The organism is Borborobacter arsenicus, assembly GCF_003934165.1.
In the GTDB taxonomy this organism is placed as follows: domain Bacteria; phylum Pseudomonadota; class Alphaproteobacteria; order Rhizobiales; family Rhizobiaceae; genus Pseudaminobacter; species Pseudaminobacter arsenicus.
The window spans coordinates 1-16,023 of the sequence record NZ_RKST01000037.1 but is presented as its reverse complement, the minus strand read 5'-3'; the positions used below and the strand labels follow the sequence as shown (position 1 = coordinate 16,023).

The following is a 16,023-nucleotide window of genomic DNA, read 5'->3' as shown; positions in this document are numbered from 1 at the left end:
CCCGTCCATCGGCATTTGAAGCCTTCCATGCGGCGTGTTGACGAACTGTTCATGCCGGTGGGGTTTTTGCCTGCCGCTAGCTTGCCCTACATGAAGGGGAACGAAAGGAGCCTCTGATGGGATTGCTGGTAGACGGGAAATGGGTCGACCAATGGTATGACACCAAACAATCGGGCGGCCGCTTCATGCGCTCGCAGTCGCAATGGCGCGACTGGATAACGGCAGACGGCAAGCCTGCGCCGGGTAGGACGCGCGGCTTCAAGGCCGAGCCCGGCCGCTATCATTTCTATGTCTCGCTTGCCTGTCCCTGGGCGCACCGAACGCTGATTTTCCGCGAGCTGAAAAAATTGCAGAACCTCATCTCGGTTTCGGTCGTCCATCACTATATGGGCGAGAATGGCTGGACCTTCCTTGCAGAGGACGGCGCCACCGGCGACGATCTCTACGGGTTCGATTATCTGCACCAGATTTACACCAAGGCTGATCCGTCCTATTCGGGCCGCGTCACCGTTCCGGTGCTGTGGGATAAAAAGGAGCAGACGATCGTCTCCAACGAATCCGCCGAAATCATCCGCATGTTCAACTCCGCCTTCGACGAATGGGGCGACGCCTCGGTCGATCTTTATCCGAAGGCCCTGCGGGGTGAGATCGACGCCCTCAACGACATGATCTATCCGGCGATCAACAATGGCGTCTACCGGGCGGGCTTCGCCACCACGCAAGCCGCCTATGAAGAAGCCTTCAGTGAGTTGTTTTCCATGCTGGACAAGCTTGAGGATCGGCTGTCGAGCCAGCGCTACCTGACCGGCGACCGGCTGACCGAGGCCGACTGGCGGCTGTTCACCACTCTGGTGCGGTTCGATCCGGTCTATGTCGGCCATTTCAAGTGCAATCTGCGGCGCATCGCCGACTATCCGAACCTGTCGAACTATCTGCGCGATCTCTATCAGGTGCCGGGCGTGGCGGGCACGGTCAACATGCTGCATATCAAGTCGCATTATTACGGCAGCCACACCACCATCAATCCGACCCGCATCGTGCCGGTGGGGCCGCAGATCGACCACGACCTGCCACACAACCGCGACAGGTTCCGCAAGGCGGCCTGATTACCAGTCGGGCGAGGGCGGAACGCCGTCGAAAATCTCGGCGATGCGGCGCAGCGTTGCCGGCGTCGTCGCGTCAGGAAGCGCGTTGAGCGGGAAAAATCCCGCCTCGGCAATCTCGCGGTCGGGAAGCTTCGGCTCGGTCTGGCGGAAGCTTTCGATCAGATAGAGGCCGACATGGTCGCGCCGGCTCGATTGCCGGTTGAAATGCATGGATTTCAGCACTGGCGGCGCGGTGAATTCGATATTGCCTTCCTCCGAGAGTTCGCGCTCCAGCGCCTCCAGCATGGTTTCGCCGATCTCCACCCCACCGCCGGGCAATTGCCAGCCGGGCACATAGGTATGACGGATCAGCAGGATCGAATTGGCTTGCCGGTCATGGACGAGGCCGCGCACGCCAAGCGTCATGGGGCGGCGCAGCAAAAAATAGAGGTGGAACAGGCGTGCCCGCAGCCGCGGCCATCCGGATTGGCGAAACGGATCGGGAGGGCGCTTGTTCATGCCTTGAGGGCTCGGTCGGTACTCAGGCCGGCTGGTTTCGGCCCGGCGCATGATTTCCGCAAAACCGTTTCCCACCGTTCGGCATCATGCTCTAAAAGACGCATATGTTCAGGCTCGCCCATATTTCCGACGTCCATCTCGGACCGCTTCCCGCTGTAACCTATCGCGAACTCGCCTCCAAGCGGGTGATCGGCTATGTCAACTGGCAGCGCAGCCGCCGCCGCTTCCTGCATGAGGGCGTGATCGGCGCCATCGTTTCCGGCCTCCAGGCGGCGGGCGCGGATCATCTGGCGGTGACCGGCGATCTGGTCAATCTGGCGCTCGACGGCGAGATCGAACTGGCGCGGCTGTGGCTGGAGGCGCTTGGCCTTCCTGAAAACATCTCCGTCGTGCCCGGCAATCACGACGCCTATGTGCCCGGAGCATTCGACAAGATCTGCCGGGCCTGGGGTCCCTATATGGCCGGCGACGACTGCGAGCCGCCTTCCGATCGCCGCGCATTCCCCTATCTGCGGGTGCGCGGGCAGGTGGCGTTGATCGGCGTCTCGACGGCTCGGGCAACCGCACCCTTCATGGCCAATGGCTTCTTTCGCGAAGAACAGGCGCAAAGGCTCGGGCGCGTGCTCGACGAGACGTCACGTCGCGGCCTGTGCCGGGTGGTGATGATCCACCATCCGCCGGTGCGCGGTGCCGTGCCGCAGCACAAGCGGCTGCTCGGCATCGGGCTGTTCCAGCGCGTCATGCGCAACCATGGTGCCGAACTGATCCTGCATGGCCATTCGCATCTGCCCTCGCTCTACTGGGTGCGCGGGCAGGGCAAACAGATACCCGTGGTTGGGGTCGCCGCCGCCGGCCAGGCGCCGGGAAGCAGCAAGCCGGCCGCGCAATATAATCTGGTTGAAATCTCGGGCGAGCCTGGCGCATGGCATATGCGGCTGGAGCGGCATGGGCTGAAGAGCGGAAGCGCGCTTCCCGTCGAACTCGCCGCGCTCGATCTCACGCCTTCAAGGGCTGCGGCGGCGCGGTCCTGAAACCAAGCAAGCCGTTCAGCTTCAAGGGGAATCGCCCCTCATCCCCTGCCGGACCTTCTCCCCGCAAGCGGGGAGAAGGAGGTTGGCCGCAACGTTGACGCCTCCCTCTCCCTGCTTGCGGGGAGAGGGTAAGGGTGAGGGGCTGTTTCCGTCGAAAACTGAACCCCTCTCAGGTCAGAAACCCAGCTTGTCGGCCGGGATGCGCTCCCACAGCAACAGCAACGTAACGATAAGGCCGACAAGCGCGCCGGCCGCAATCAGCCCGATGCCTGACAGCATAGCCGCCCATGTCGCCGAATACGGTGTTTGCGACGCAGTCGGTGCTTCGAGCACTTCCGGGGTGCGCGCGAAGCTCTGCGCCACGCCGCCATCCAGCATCTGTTCGCGCTCGATCAGCCGTTCGGCGATATAGCGCGTCACCTGATCGGCGATCGGCTTGATGTCGGTCGATTCGGCCAGCACCACGCGGCCGATGCGGGTATCTTTCAGGAAACGATAGGTGCGGCGGTCGCGGCCAAGGCTGACATGGCTGACGGCATCGATCCACAGCCGCGGCTGCAGGCCCGACGAGACGGCAAAGTCGAACATGTCGACATCGGCGGGCACATCGGCAAAGACCTGCGCCAGTTCGTTGGCCAGCAGGTCGAGCCGCATGCGGCTTGCCTCACGCAGTTCCACCACGACGTCGTCGCGATCGGCCGCGGCGTTCTTGACCTCGCGAATCACGTCGGCCAGCCGTCGCATCGACTCCATCGGCGTCACGTTCTTTCCATCGCTCATCGGCGGTGGCTCCAGGTTCAGGGCGTGGTTAAAGAATTTTTAACATAGCCGCGAGCGCAATGCACCATTCGGGCAAGCATCGAGATGTCGTTTACACGACACCGCTGTTGCGGCGGATGATGTCGATCACCTTGCCGGGCACTTCCTCGGGCAGCATATGTCCGGCACCGCCGACGGAATGAAGCATGAAATTTCCGGGCAAGCCAACCGTCTGCCGATAGGGCAGCACCGTGTCTTCAGTCCCCCAGGCGACCGCCACCGGCATGGTGAGCCCGGCCAGTAATTCGCGCGGGATCACGCCTTGCTTGTCGTCCTTGGTGATGGCGGCGCCGATTTCCACCAGTTTCTCCGTCTGCCCCGGTGCCGAACGCATCTTGACGAAAGCGTCTACTGCCTGGTCCGGGAGTGTGAAGCCGGGACCCGACATCAAGGTCAGGCAGGCGCTTATTTCTTCGCGCGACCGAGCCGCTGCATAGCGGCGCAGCAGCGGGCCGTTGATTTCCTCGCCGAAGCCGCCCGGAGCGAGCAGGGTAAGCGTTGCGGCACGATCTGGCTGCATCAGGGCTGCCAGCGCCGCAATGGCCCCGCCCATCGAATGGCCGACCAGATGCGCCTTTGCGATGCCGCGCGCCTCGAGATCGGCGAGGATCGCGCGAGCAGCCACCTTGGCCGGCCCGGCGTCAGGCCAGTCGAGCGAGCCGGCATGGCCGGGCAGGTCATAGGCGAACACGCGGCTGCCGGCAGCAAGCGCTGCCGTAATCTCGTTCCATATGCCGTGCCAGCCACCAAAGCCGTGCAGCAGCACGACGGTCTGGTCACCGGAGCCGCTTTCGGCGGCAAAGAGCTTCTGGGTCATCCTCTGCACGCCTCCTTGATCGCCTTCAGTCGCTCGGGCGGTCCAGCCCGGCCTCGCGCAGCGCCTCCACCAGCCGGTCGGTCAGTTCGGCAGGGTAACGTCCCCTTTCGAAGGTCGCGCGCGGATCGGCGGCAAAGCTTGGATGGTCGTTGCGGATTTCCGCCAGCAATTCCTTGGCCAGCTCGGCTTTGTCGGCCCAATGCGCTGCAATCAGCCTTGCGCCGAGATAATTCGCTCGCTTCGTCGTCACCAGTGCGGCCGTGGCACGGCTCGCGCGCTCCCGGTCGCCATTCATGAACTCCGCCAGGAACAGGGCATAATCCCACCACGCCGGATGCGCGCTGGAGGCGTCGACGGCGCGCTCCATGATCGGCGTGCCCTCATCATATTTGCCCGAATAGATCAGCGCATAGCCATAAGCCGCCGCCATGCTCAGATCGTAGGTGTTCAGTTCGTACGCCTTGCGCATCCAGGCTATGGATTCGGCCGAATTGCCCATGCGCGAGGCGATGAAACCCATCGCCCTATGGGCATAAGGACTGGTCGGGCCCATCTTCACGCCGCGACGGGCCAGCGCCAGCGCCTGTTCTTCGGTGGCATGTTCCGGATAGGGATGGCGATTGGTTGCTGCCTCCAGATGCAGCGCTCCGAGTTCGGCATAGACCAGTGGCGATTTCGCATCGCCTTTCGCCAGCGCCTCGAAGCAGCGATAGGCAGCCTCATGCTTGGCTCTGGTCGGGTCGAGATAGTAGTTGTCATTGAGCAGCAGGCATTCGACCAGGCCCGAGCCGAGATCGCCTTGATCGATATAGCCATAGAGCGCGCCGGAAACCGGAATGGTCGAACTCAAGAGGGCAGCGACGCGGTCCTCCAGCACCTCAGGCGCCATGTCTGTGGCGGACAGAACCTGCGACAGTAGCATCTTGCCGCTCGCACTCGCCTGAAGCTCGACGGTGACGGCGCCGCTTGCGGTGGCCGGAGACAAGGTGAAGACGAATTGCTGCGTGCCGGGGGCAGGCTGTTCCGGCGCGCCACGCGCAATGGCGGAGATGGTGTCGAAGCCGGAAAGACCGCTGCGCAGGAGTGCGGCAACCTGCATCGTGTTTTGGTCTTCTGATCTTGTCTCGACATAGACCACCGGCAGCGTCTCGGTTGCAGGTGAGGCGCTGATGCTGTTGGTGGCAGGGCCGGCGGCATCGCGGGCGGCAAGCAGCACGTCGCCGGGGGCCGGGCTGGCGAGGCGGAACACGACAAAGGCGAGCATGGCGATGATGACCGCCATGGCCGCCCAGAAGAGATGCAGATGGCGCATCACCAGCGGATTGGGCGGCAGGGACAAAGGCTCGCCATTACCGGTCGAGGCCGGTTCCGGGATCGGGCGGCCGGCGGCCGGTGTCGGTGCCTGCGGGGATGGTGCAGGTGCAACCTGCGGGGCGGATATCTCCTGTCCGCCGTCTTCATGCGTTCCGGCCAGCGCACAATCGATGATCTCATAGGCGGGCACATAGCTGCCGCGCGGAATGGAGATGCGGATCGGATCGTTAGCGCCCTCGGTTTGGAAATATTGCGCCAGCAATTCGCGCAGCCGGCGGGCCTGCACGCGCACCACCGCATCGGTGGCGGGATCGAAATCCGCATCCTTGCCAAACACGTCGATGGCTATGGTGAAGCCCTTCAGGCGGTCGGCATGGCCGGCCTGTTCCTGTTCGACCAGATAGCGCAACAGGTCACGCGCGCGTCCGGAACGTCCGAAAGTCTCACTGGTGAGAAGTTTTTCCAGCGTCTCCAGCACTGCGGGGGCAGCAGGCCTTGGGTCTTGCAAGCGTCGAGCCTCTCCACAACGGCGCCTGAGGGATGATTTCTTCCGGAAGCAGACGTCAACTCACGGTAGCGCAGCTTGTTACATGCCAGACCGGCCGGCTGCAGGGAAGAGCAATCTTAACCCCGATGCACAGGCTTACAAGCATGCAAGCCCGACCCTGCGGGATGCCGCGCACTTATCCGCACTTATCCCGCAACAGGATGCGCTATGGTTAACCATTGGAAGAAACGGCCGCCGCGCCTTGCTGGAGGCGCGGCGGCAAAGGCTATGTTCAGCCGATGATCCGGTTGACCGCCGACACCACCGCTTCCAGCGAAGCGCCGACGATATTGGTGTTGATGCCGGCGCCGAAAATATGCCCGCCTGGATGCTCTATTTCCATGTAGCAGATCGCCGAAGCGTTGGAGCCGCGCTGGATCGAATGTTCGGAATAGTCGATCACCGAGAGCGGAATGCCGATATGGCGCGACAGCGCGTCCACGAAGCCGTCCACCGGGCCGTTGCCGACGCCATTGATGGTCAGTTCCTTGCCATTGTCGATGATCGTCGCCTCGAGGATGCGGCGACCCTTTGTTTCGGTGTCAGGGAAGGTATGGTGATCGATGAATTTCAACCTTCCCTTCGGCTGATCGATATAGCGTTCGATGAAACGCTCATAGATGCGCTTCGACGGCACTTCCTTGCCCTCGGCATCGGTGATCGCCTGGATGTCCTGGCTGAACTCGACCTGCAGGTTGCGCGGCAGGTTCAAGCCGTAATCGGCCTGGAGCACATAGGCGATGCCGCCCTTGCCCGACTGCGAGTTGATGCGGATGATCGCCTCGTAGCTGCGGCCCACGTCCTGCGGGTCGATCGGCAGATAGGGCACTTCCCACAAGGGCTTGTTGGCGGTCTTGATCGCCTTCATGCCCTTGTTGATGGCGTCCTGATGCGAACCGGAAAACGCCGTGTAGACCAGTTCGCCGACATAGGGGTGGCGCTCGCCGATCTTCAACTGGTTGGAATATTCATAGACGGCCTTCATCCGGTTGATGTCGGAGCAGTCCAGTTCGGGGTCGACGCCTTGCGTGAACATGTTGAGCGCCAGCGTCACCACATCGACATTGCCGGTGCGCTCGCCATTGCCGAACAAGGTGCCTTCGACGCGGTCGGCGCCGGCCATCAAGGCAAGTTCGGTGGCGGCCACGCCGGTGCCACGGTCATTGTGCGGATGCAGCGAAATGATCAGGTTTTCGCGCTGCGCCAGATGCCGGCACATCCATTCGATCTGGTCGGCATAGATGTTGGGCGTCGCCATCTCCACGGTCGAAGGCAGGTTGACGATCAGCTTGTTGTCGGCCGTCGGCTTGATGATGGCGGTCACCGCGTCGCAGACTTCCAGCGCCACCTCAAGCTCGGTGCCGGTGAAGCTTTCGGGCGAGTACTGGAAGCGGTAATTGCCGCCCGCCTTGGCTGCCATGTCGGTGATCATCTTGGCGGCGTCGGTGGCGATCGTCTTGATGCCGGCCACGTCCTTCTGGAACACGACGCGGCGCTGCAATTCGCTGGTCGAATTGTAGAAATGCACGATCGGCCGGTGCGCGCCCTCGAGCGCCTCGAAGGTGCGGGTGATGAGTTCGGGACGGCACTGCACCAGCACCTGCAGCGACACGTCTTCGGGCACATTGCCTTCCTCGATGCACCAGCGCGCGAAGTCGAAATCGGTCTGCGAGGCGGAAGGAAAGCCGATCTCGATTTCCTTGAAACCCATGTCCAGCAACAGCTTGAACATGCGCACCTTGCGGTCGTGCCCCATCGGGTCGATCAGCGCCTGGTTGCCGTCGCGCAAATCCACCGAGCACCAGATCGGCGCCTTGTCGATGATCTTTCCTGGCCATGTCCGGTCGGGCAGGTCGATTTTCTGGAAGGCCTGGTATTTGGCCGAGGCCAACGGCATGCCAGCGCGATGCGTGGCGGCGGATATGGGAGAAACTCGGGTCATCGTATTTTCGTACTCCTGGCCGCCTCGTGCGGCAAGGCGCAACGTCAGGCGGTCTTCAAAATTCCGTTCATGGAGAAGAGCAAAGGAGCAGGCGCCTTGGCGGCGATTCGACCGCCGGACGCTCCCTTAACGAGCCCGGCGATCGCCGCTAAGGCCGAGAAGAAGCAGGCTGGAAGAGAGGGCGCGCGCGATCTCGCCCGTGAAAACGGACAGATGCAACATCGAGATGTTCGGGCGCGAAACCATGGACGCACTGATACTAGACGTCCAAGCCGCGCGCAAGGCCCCGAATCCAGGCCGGCTAAGATGAGACCAGCCCAACGGCCCAATAGCTTGCCGCAGCGATCATCGCGGCGACCGGTAGAGTGACCACCCAGGCGACGACGATGTTGCCGGCAATCCCCCAGCGCACCGCCGAGACGCGCCTTGCCGCGCCGACGCCGACGATCGCGCCGGTGATTGTATGGGTGGTGGAGACCGGAATGCCGAGCCAGGTCGCCGCAAACAGGGTGATCGCCCCGCCGGTCTCGGCGCAGAAGCCCTGCATCGGGTTCAACCGCGTGATCTTGGAGCCCATCGTGTGGACGATGCGCCAGCCGCCGAACAGCGTGCCGAGCGCGATCGCCGCCTGGCAGGTGATCACCACCCAGAAGGGCACGTAGAATTCGCTGCCGAGATAGCCTTGCGAGAACAACAGCACGGCGATGATGCCCATGGTCTTCTGCGCGTCATTGCCGCCATGGCCCAGCGAATACATCGAGGCCGAGGCGAATTGCAGGACGCGGAAGGTGCGGTCGACGGCAAAGGGCGTCTGGCGCACGAAGATCCATGAGACGGTGAGCACCAGCGCCAGTGCTAGCAGGAAACCGGTCAGCGGCGACAGCACGATTGCCGCGGTGGTCTTGAGCAGGCCGGTCCAGACGATGGCGCCACCGCCTGCCTTGGCAACGCCGGCCCCGACAAGGCCGCCGATCAACGCATGAGAACTGCTCGACGGGATGCCGAACAGCCAGGTCACGATGTTCCAGACGATTGCCCCCATCAGGGCTGCGAAGATCACGCGAGGATCGACGATGCTGGCATCGATGATGCCGGTGCCGAGCGTTTCGGCGACATGCAGGCCGAAAAACAGGAAGGCGATGAAATTGAAGAAGGCCGCCCACATGACCGCATATTGCGGCCGCAGAACGCGCGTGGAGACGATCGTGGCGATGGAGTTCGCCGCATCGTGCAGCCCGTTCAGGAAGTCGAAGAACAGCGCAACCGCAATCAGTGCAATCAGCACCGGCAAGGCAAGAGAAGCATCCATGCCCGGCGTCTACACGTTCTCGACCACGATGCCGCTGATCTCGTTGGCGACATCCTCGAACCGGTCCATGACTTTTTCCAGTTGCCCGTAGATTTCGCTGCCGATGTGGAAGGCCATCGGGTCGGAATGGCCGTGGCGCTGGAACAGCGCCTTCAGCCCCTCATCGTGCACATTGTCGGCACGGCCTTCCAGGCGCCTGACCTCGCTGGTCAGTTCGGTCAGCCGCGGGGCGTGGGTTGCAACCTTGCTCAACAGCGGAATTGCTTCCGCATTGAGGCGCGCGGACTGCACGATCAGCTCGCCGAGCTCCTGCATGCGCGGCTCGAATTGCGTCTGCTCGTAAAGCGTCACGGTCTTCACCGTCTTGCGCATCATGTCGATGGCGTCGTCCATCGACTGGATCAGGTCCTGGATGTCGCTGCGGTCGAAGGGCGTGACGAAACTCTTGCGCACGGCCATCATCACCTCGTCGGTGATGGTGTCGGCCTGCCGCTCCAGATTGACGATCTCGCCGCTATAGCGCTCGACCTCGCCGCCGCCGGCCAGCAACTTCTGCAGCGCATCGGCGCCGCACACCACCAGTTGCGAGTGCCGGTCGAAGAGATCGAAGAACCGATCCTCATGCGGCATGATCGCCCGAAACCATTTCAGCATCGTCTAAGCTCAGCCTCCTGACATGCTTCTTTTCAATGCGCACTACACCCCAAAGGTGTCCCGCGCTTCAAAAAATTACCGCTTCACACAGATTAGTCGGCTTTTCCAGCCGAATTAGTCGGCTTTACTCCTTCACCAGCCGGGCCACCAGGCGCGCAAGCCATGGTCCGAGCATCAGCACGAACAGGAATCGCGCGGTCTGCATGGCCATGACGAAGGAGATGTTCACATTGTCGGCGGCGGCGGCGATGATGGCGACCGAATCCATGCCGCCGGGGCTGGTGGCCAGATAGGCGGTCAGCGGATCGATGCCGAGATAGCGGCTGAGAAGCCAGGCCAGCCCGCCGCAAAAGCTCATCAGCACAAGGATCGACAGCGCGATCTGCGGCAGCGCGCGGGCGGCATGGCGCAGGATCGGCCGGCTGAAATTGAGCCCGATCGCCCAGCCGATCAGCGCGTAGCTCATCGCAAGCAGCCATTCCGGAAGCTGGAAGTCGACCAGGCCGGCCAGATGCAGCGTCACGCCCAGAATGAGGCTGCCGAGAAACCAGGGCGAGGGCAGGCGCAGGAGACGGCCACCGATCCCGCCGATGGCGGCGACGGCAAGCGTGGAGCCGAAGGGCAGCCAGTCGATGGCGGGAAACCAAATCTTTTCGGGGATCGCCACGCTGGAAGTGTCCACCCATAGCCGGGCCACGAGTGCCGCGGTTACCGATACGAAGATGACCCGCAAATATTGCATGAAGGCGACGAGACGGGCGTCGGCGCCGAAGGTCTCGGCCATCAGCACCATAGCCGTGGAGGCGCCGGGCGCCGAGCCCCACACCGCCGTCGTGCCGGGCAGGATCTTCCACCGGCTGATCAGCCAGCCAAGAAAGCTCGATGCTGCGACGGTTGCCAGCACGGCGCCGAGAAACAGCGGCCACTCATGCACGAACAGCACGAGTATTTCGAGCTCGATGGAGGCTGCGATCAGGCAGCCGATGATCGCCTGGGCGGCGAAGAACACCGGCCGCGGCAGGCGCACCGTGGCGCCGTTGGTCCCGGCGATGATGCCGGCCAGCATCGGACCGATCAGCAGGGCGGCGGGCAGGTCGGCAAGTTCGAGCAGGCCGGTGAGGACGAGCGAGACGAGAAGGATCAGCGCCCATTGCATCCCCGGCGCAAGCCACGCGAGCGACTCGGGCGGCTTGTGTGGGGAGTTCTCATCCTTCACGCGAAGGGCACCGCGCTGGTGCCCAGCGGCAGCTTGGCCTCGTCGTCTGGCTCGACATGGATGGTGATGCGCACGCCTGGAATGTCAGCCTTCAGCGCCTCCTCGATGCGGTCGCAGATCACATGGCTTTCGCCCACGCTCATATCGGCGTCGACGACGAGGTGGAACTCGATGAAGACCGCACGTCCGGCGATGCGCGTCTTCAGGTCATGGACTTCCAGCGCGCCCTTGGAATTGTTCGAGATGATGTCGCGGATGCGCAGATGCTCCTGGCTGTCGACCGCCATGTCCATCAACCCGTTCAGCGACGAGCCGATCACATGCCAGCCCTGCCACAGGATGTTGAGCGCCACGATCACGGCCAGCAGCGGATCAAGTATGGTCCAGCCGGTCAGCACCGCGCCGACGAGGCCGGCGATGACGCCGAGCGAGGTGACCACGTCGGTCATGATGTGCTGGCCGTCGGCCAGCAGCGCCGGCGATTTGTGCCGGCGTCCGGCGCGGATCAGGATCAGCGCCCAGCCGCAATTCACCACTGCTGCCAGCGCATTCACCGCAAGGCCCTCCCAGGGCTGCTCGATCAGCGTCGGCGTCTGCCAGGCCGACCAGACCTCGCGCAGGATCAGCAGGGCGGCCAGGACGATCAGCACGCCTTCGAGCACGGCCGAGAAATATTCCGCCTTGTGATGGCCGTAGGGATGGCCCCGGTCGGCCGGCTTCTGGCTGACGCGGATTGCCCAGAAGGCGGCCGCCGCCGCGATCACATTGACCACGGATTCCAGCGCGTCCGAATAGAGCGCCACCGATCCGGTGATGTGATAGGCGAAATATTTCAATCCCATCACGCCAAAGGCGATGATGATCGACCAGAACGCCAGGCGCCGGACTGTTTGCTTGGAATCCATAAGGCAGTCCCTAGAACATGATCCTGAAAAGTGGATACCGGTTATCCGAAAAGATCATACCTCCACAAGGCACCGGAGAAAGATGACGGTTCAAATGGGCGGGACGGTCAGGTCCTAGGCGGCTTTCTCCCTTGCCTTGCGCGGCATGTGGGCGACGACATTCTCGATCATGCGCATGCCCGCGTCCTGGCCGAGCGTCATGATCGATTCGGGATGGAACTGTACCGCCGCGATCGGCTCGCTTTCATGCTCGAAAGCCATGATGATGCCGTCGTCGGTCATGGCGGTCACCATGAAGCCTTCCGGCAGAAGCTTGGGATCGGCATAGATCGAATGATAGCGGCCGACAGTGACCTCCTGCGGCAGGCCGGAAAAGATGATGCCGGGCTGCGAGACGCGGATGCGCGATGGCTTGCCGTGCATAGGTACGTCGAGCTGGCGCAGCGTGCCGCCATAGGCCTCCGCCAGCGCTTGCAGGCCGAGGCAGACGCCGAACACCGGCAGGTCGCGCGCCCGCGCCTTGCGGATCGTCGTGGCGCAGTCGAAATCCTTGGGCAGGCCGGGGCCGGGCGAAAGCACCACCAGATCGGGCTTCAGCGTCTCGAACAATTCGTCGGCCACCGGCGCGCGCACGGTCGATACATCCGCGCCGGTCTGGCGGAAATAATTGGCCAGCGTGTGGACGAAGCTGTCCTCATGGTCGACCAGCAGAATCTTCACCCCATCGCCGACGCGGGCGGACTGGCGCTCTGTGGCGGCGGCGTTGCCGGTCTTGGCGTCGCGAATGGCAGACAGCATGGCGGAGGCTTTCAGTTCGGTTTCGGCTTCTTCTTCTTCCGGCACGGAATCATACAGCAATGTAGCACCCGCGCGGACCTCGGCTATCCCGTCCTTGATGCGGATGGTCCGCAGCGTCAGCCCGGTGTTGAGATCGCCGTTGAAATGCACCATGCCGATAGCGCCCGCATACCAGGCGCGTGGGCTCTTTTCGTGCTTTTCGATGAAGCGCATCGCCCACAGTTTCGGCGCGCCGGTCACTGTCACGGCCCAGGCATGCGACAGGAACGCATCGAAAGCGTCCATACCTTCGCGCAGCCGCCCCTCGATATGATCGACCGTATGGATCAGGCGCGAATACATCTCGATCTGGCGCCGGCCGATGACACGCACCGAACCCGGCTCGCAGATGCGGCTCTTGTCGTTGCGGTCGACATCAGAGCACATGGTCAGCTCGGATTCGTCCTTCTTGGAATTTAACAGCTTCAATATCTGCTCCGAATCCGAGATCGCGTCGTCGCCGCGCTTGATGGTGCCCGAGATCGGGCAGGTCTCCACCCGCCTGCCATTGACGCGCACGAACATTTCGGGCGAAGCGCCGATCAGATATTCGCCTTCGCCGAGATTGATGAAGAAGGAATAGGGCGACGGATTGGTTTTCTTCAGCCGGCGCGAAATGTCGGAAGGAGCGGTCTGGCAGCGCTCATAAAACATCTGGCCGGGAACCACCTCGAACAGGTCGCCGCGCCGGAAGCTTTCCTTGGCCTTCTCCACGATCTTCGAATATTCGCCGGGCTCGTGGTCGCCGCGCGGCGGCACCCGGTCCGAGGGCTTGAACGGCTCGGCGGCATTGTCGCGCGGCAGGCCCTCGGTCGAAAAACCCTCGCCTGAATAGTCATAGCGGTCGTGCCAGGCCTTGGCCTGGTGGTGGTCGACGACCAGGATTTCGTCAGGCAGGTAGAGCACCAGGTCGCGCTGGCTTGGCGCGCGCTGAAGATGCAGGTCGACCGGATCGAACTGGAAGGCGAGATCGTAGCCGAAGGCGCCGTAAAGGCCGAGATTGCTGTCATGTTCTGTGTGGAACAGCGCGGTGATGGCGCGCAGCACCGTGAACACCGACGGCGCGCGGCTGCGCTCCTCCTCGGCGAATACGCGGCCGGGCTCGGCGACGTCGAGCCGGATCAGCCGGTTCGTCGTCTCGGTGATGGTGACGTCGGAAAGTGAAGCCAGCGTGCGGCCGATCACGGGAAGTAGCGCTTCGCCGCGCCGGTTGAGCGCTTCGATCTTCATCGAACGCCCATGCGCCGAAATCACCAGAGGCGGATCGATGATTGCCGTGTCCCAGCGGGTATAGCGGCCGGGATATTCATAATTGGAGGAAAAGACTGCGCCGCGCCTTGCGTCCAGCCCGTCGATATAGGCTTCGATGGCGCCGGCATAGGCCGTGTCATGGCGGCTGCGCGTGATTGCGATACCGCCGGCGGTCACGAAGCGCTCGGCGCCGTTTTCAAGAGTCTCTACCGACATTTCCCGTCTCCCTTTTCGCCGTCAGGCGGACCCGGAAAGCTCTTGAAAAAACAAATGGCCGCCCGGACATCCCGTTGCGGCCACCAATATCCACGCGCACGCGTTCGTCAGGCCGCTTTCAGCAGGCCCACCACCAACGCATCGTGTTCGAAATCGAAGTCATGGTCGTTCCATAGCCGCGAAGCGCTGCCGGAGCAAGCGGATTTCGAAAAATCCGAGGGGTATCAAAATGCAGCGCCGCTACCTGACATAGCGCTTGTAGACATAGCCTTCCTGGCCTTCATAGGCGATCTTGCACCAGGACTTGCATTCGATGACGCTGACGGATGCCTTTGCCGGAACGACGGCCAGCACCTTGGCGTCCTTGTCGGGCGATGCGCGCATGTTCACGGCCGTTCTTATCTGCCCCTCGCGGGCAGAGGCGTTTGCCACGTCGTCAGAGGATGCAGCCAGTTCGGCTGCCGCTGCGGGCTTCTCGTCGCGCGTATCCTTCACCGCTGCCGCCAGCACGGCGGCGGGGATCGAGCCGGTCATCGTCGCGTGATCCGGCTGGTAGGCCAGTTCCGGCTGGATGTCGGCCTTGGCTGCCACTGTGGTGGTGGCCGAGGGGGCAGGAGCCGAATCAGGCGAGGGGAGGCGGTCGGCCGAGATATCCGGTGTTGCGGGCGCCGTTTCTGATGTCGAAGCCGGGCTTGGTGTGCTCGGCGCGGGAATGCCCTGGATAACGTCGGGATCCGGCTGCGCGGCGGCCACGACGACAGGCGCTTCCGGCTCGGCCCGCGCTTCCATGCTGGCCAAGGCGGCGGCTTCACGAATGGCCGGCGGGTCATAGAGCAGCGTCGTGCCGACGCCGAGGCCGGCAAGAACCATTGCGGCAGCGACGGGTAATGCGAGCTTGCGCATTGCCGGAATGGCCTTGACGGCGCTTGCTTCGGCCGAGCGATAGATGTCGGTTGCGCGGTCCAGAACGCTTCGACGTTCCGGAACCTCATCGGCTTCGGCCGATGCGCTCCAATCATAATGGCAAGCCGATCCGGAAGTGTCGGCCTGATCGGTAGTTTCGACTTTCAAGACATCCGCTCCTTGCAGATCATGCAAAGAACAAGCCGGACATGGCTGAAAACCATATCCGTACCTGAACGCTGATTATTCATTCAAGCATCGGATTTTCCCCGAAACCGGTTCCCCACTTGTGGACCCGATGCTGCAATTTCGCAATAGGCGATGCGGATGTGGCTTTTCTGTGCCGGCTAGCAGAAAAAATTTGCTCGAAGGTTGAGGCAGGTGGTCGCAGGCGGCTACTGAACGGTTTCTGCTTGTGACGGCCCCTCACCCTTACCCTCTCCCCGCAGGCAGGGAGAGGGAGGCGTCAACGTTGCGGCCAGCTTCCTTCTCCCTGTGTACGGGGAGAAGGTGCCGGCAGGCGGATGAGGGGCGCCCGCTCAGCTCAACCCGTCGATCTCGCCTGCCTCGTTGATGATGATCTTCTCCGAGGAGGGCTTTGAGGGCAGGCCGGGCATGGTCATGATCTCGCCGCAGATGGCCACGACGAAGCCGGCGC

Annotated in this window: 14 protein-coding genes; 2 read left to right on the top strand and 12 right to left on the bottom strand. The window is 62.9% G+C overall.

Annotated elements, in window-relative coordinates; genetic code table 11:
* The first annotated feature begins 116 nt into the window (after positions 1–116).
* Positions 117–1,106, top strand: a complete 990-nt coding sequence (locus EET67_RS23210; protein WP_128628589.1) for a glutathione S-transferase family protein — start codon at positions 117–119, stop codon at positions 1,104–1,106.
* Here EET67_RS23210 and EET67_RS23205 read toward each other — a convergent pair whose 3' ends face one another.
* Positions 1,107–1,604, bottom strand: coding sequence for an NUDIX domain-containing protein (locus EET67_RS23205; RefSeq protein WP_128628588.1), 498 nt, complete (start codon positions 1,602–1,604; stop codon positions 1,107–1,109).
* A gap of 104 nt (positions 1,605–1,708) precedes the next feature.
* Here EET67_RS23205 and EET67_RS23200 point away from each other — a divergent pair, with 104 nt between their 5' ends.
* Positions 1,709–2,635, top strand: a complete 927-nt coding sequence (locus EET67_RS23200) for a metallophosphoesterase family protein (RefSeq protein ID WP_128628587.1) — start codon at positions 1,709–1,711, stop codon at positions 2,633–2,635.
* Between the two features lie 174 nt (positions 2,636–2,809).
* On the opposite strand, the gene EET67_RS23195 is transcribed toward EET67_RS23200, so the two are convergent.
* The 11 genes from EET67_RS23195 to EET67_RS23145 all read right to left on the bottom strand — a co-directional run.
* A complete protein-coding gene (locus tag EET67_RS23195; RefSeq protein WP_128628586.1) occupies positions 2,810–3,415 on the bottom strand; it encodes a hypothetical protein in 606 nt (201 codons plus the stop codon).
* 91 nt (positions 3,416–3,506) lie between these two features.
* Complete coding sequence (locus EET67_RS23190; protein ID WP_128628585.1) at positions 3,507–4,271, bottom strand: alpha/beta fold hydrolase; 765 nt, start codon at positions 4,269–4,271, stop codon at positions 3,507–3,509.
* A gap of 25 nt (positions 4,272–4,296) precedes the next feature.
* Positions 4,297–6,093, bottom strand: a complete 1,797-nt coding sequence (locus tag EET67_RS23185; protein ID WP_128628584.1) for a tetratricopeptide repeat protein — start codon at positions 6,091–6,093, stop codon at positions 4,297–4,299.
* Positions 6,094–6,364: 271 nt separating this feature from the next.
* Positions 6,365–8,074, bottom strand: a complete 1,710-nt coding sequence (leuA, locus tag EET67_RS23180; protein ID WP_128628583.1) for a 2-isopropylmalate synthase — start codon at positions 8,072–8,074, stop codon at positions 6,365–6,367.
* 301 nt (positions 8,075–8,375) lie between these two features.
* A complete protein-coding gene (locus tag EET67_RS23175; protein ID WP_128628582.1) occupies positions 8,376–9,383 on the bottom strand; it encodes an inorganic phosphate transporter in 1,008 nt (335 codons plus the stop codon).
* A gap of 9 nt (positions 9,384–9,392) precedes the next feature.
* Positions 9,393–10,037 (bottom strand): DUF47 domain-containing protein, encoded by a 645-nt coding sequence (locus EET67_RS23170; RefSeq protein WP_128628581.1) that lies wholly within the window; start codon positions 10,035–10,037, stop codon positions 9,393–9,395.
* A 124-nt stretch (positions 10,038–10,161) separates the two neighbouring features.
* Positions 10,162–11,193, bottom strand: a complete 1,032-nt coding sequence (locus EET67_RS23165; RefSeq protein WP_128628606.1) for an AbrB family transcriptional regulator — start codon at positions 11,191–11,193, stop codon at positions 10,162–10,164.
* Between the two features lie 56 nt (positions 11,194–11,249).
* Positions 11,250–12,158: a cation diffusion facilitator family transporter gene (locus EET67_RS23160; protein WP_128628580.1), complete on the bottom strand. Its 909-nt coding sequence runs from the start codon at positions 12,156–12,158 to the stop codon at positions 11,250–11,252.
* A 114-nt stretch (positions 12,159–12,272) separates the two neighbouring features.
* Positions 12,273–14,462 carry an anthranilate synthase gene (locus EET67_RS23155; RefSeq protein ID WP_128628579.1) on the bottom strand — a complete coding sequence of 730 codons (2,190 nt, stop codon included), beginning with the start codon at positions 14,460–14,462 and terminating at the stop codon, positions 12,273–12,275.
* A gap of 240 nt (positions 14,463–14,702) precedes the next feature.
* Positions 14,703–15,533, bottom strand: a complete 831-nt coding sequence (locus EET67_RS23150; protein WP_128628578.1) for an SH3 domain-containing protein — start codon at positions 15,531–15,533, stop codon at positions 14,703–14,705.
* Between the two features lie 371 nt (positions 15,534–15,904).
* The coding region (locus EET67_RS23145; protein WP_128627171.1) for a formate--tetrahydrofolate ligase at positions 15,905–16,023 on the bottom strand (119 nt) is incomplete at its 5' end.

Coding starts and splice junctions, on each gene's coding strand:
- EET67_RS23210 (WP_128628589.1), top strand. CDS start 117: ATGGGATTGCTGGTAGACGGGAAATGGGTCGACCAATGGTATGACACC.
- EET67_RS23205 (WP_128628588.1), bottom strand. CDS start 1,604: ATGAACAAGCGCCCTCCCGATCCGTTTCGCCAATCCGGATGGCCGCGG.
- EET67_RS23200 (WP_128628587.1), top strand. CDS start 1,709: ATGTTCAGGCTCGCCCATATTTCCGACGTCCATCTCGGACCGCTTCCC.
- EET67_RS23195 (WP_128628586.1), bottom strand. CDS start 3,415: ATGAGCGATGGAAAGAACGTGACGCCGATGGAGTCGATGCGACGGCTG.
- EET67_RS23190 (WP_128628585.1), bottom strand. CDS start 4,271: ATGACCCAGAAGCTCTTTGCCGCCGAAAGCGGCTCCGGTGACCAGACC.
- leuA (WP_128628583.1), bottom strand. CDS start 8,074: ATGACCCGAGTTTCTCCCATATCCGCCGCCACGCATCGCGCTGGCATG.
- EET67_RS23175 (WP_128628582.1), bottom strand. CDS start 9,383: ATGGATGCTTCTCTTGCCTTGCCGGTGCTGATTGCACTGATTGCGGTT.
- EET67_RS23170 (WP_128628581.1), bottom strand. CDS start 10,037: ATGCTGAAATGGTTTCGGGCGATCATGCCGCATGAGGATCGGTTCTTC.
- EET67_RS23165 (WP_128628606.1), bottom strand. CDS start 11,193: ATGCAATGGGCGCTGATCCTTCTCGTCTCGCTCGTCCTCACCGGCCTG.
- EET67_RS23160 (WP_128628580.1), bottom strand. CDS start 12,158: ATGGATTCCAAGCAAACAGTCCGGCGCCTGGCGTTCTGGTCGATCATC.
- EET67_RS23155 (WP_128628579.1), bottom strand. CDS start 14,462: ATGTCGGTAGAGACTCTTGAAAACGGCGCCGAGCGCTTCGTGACCGCC.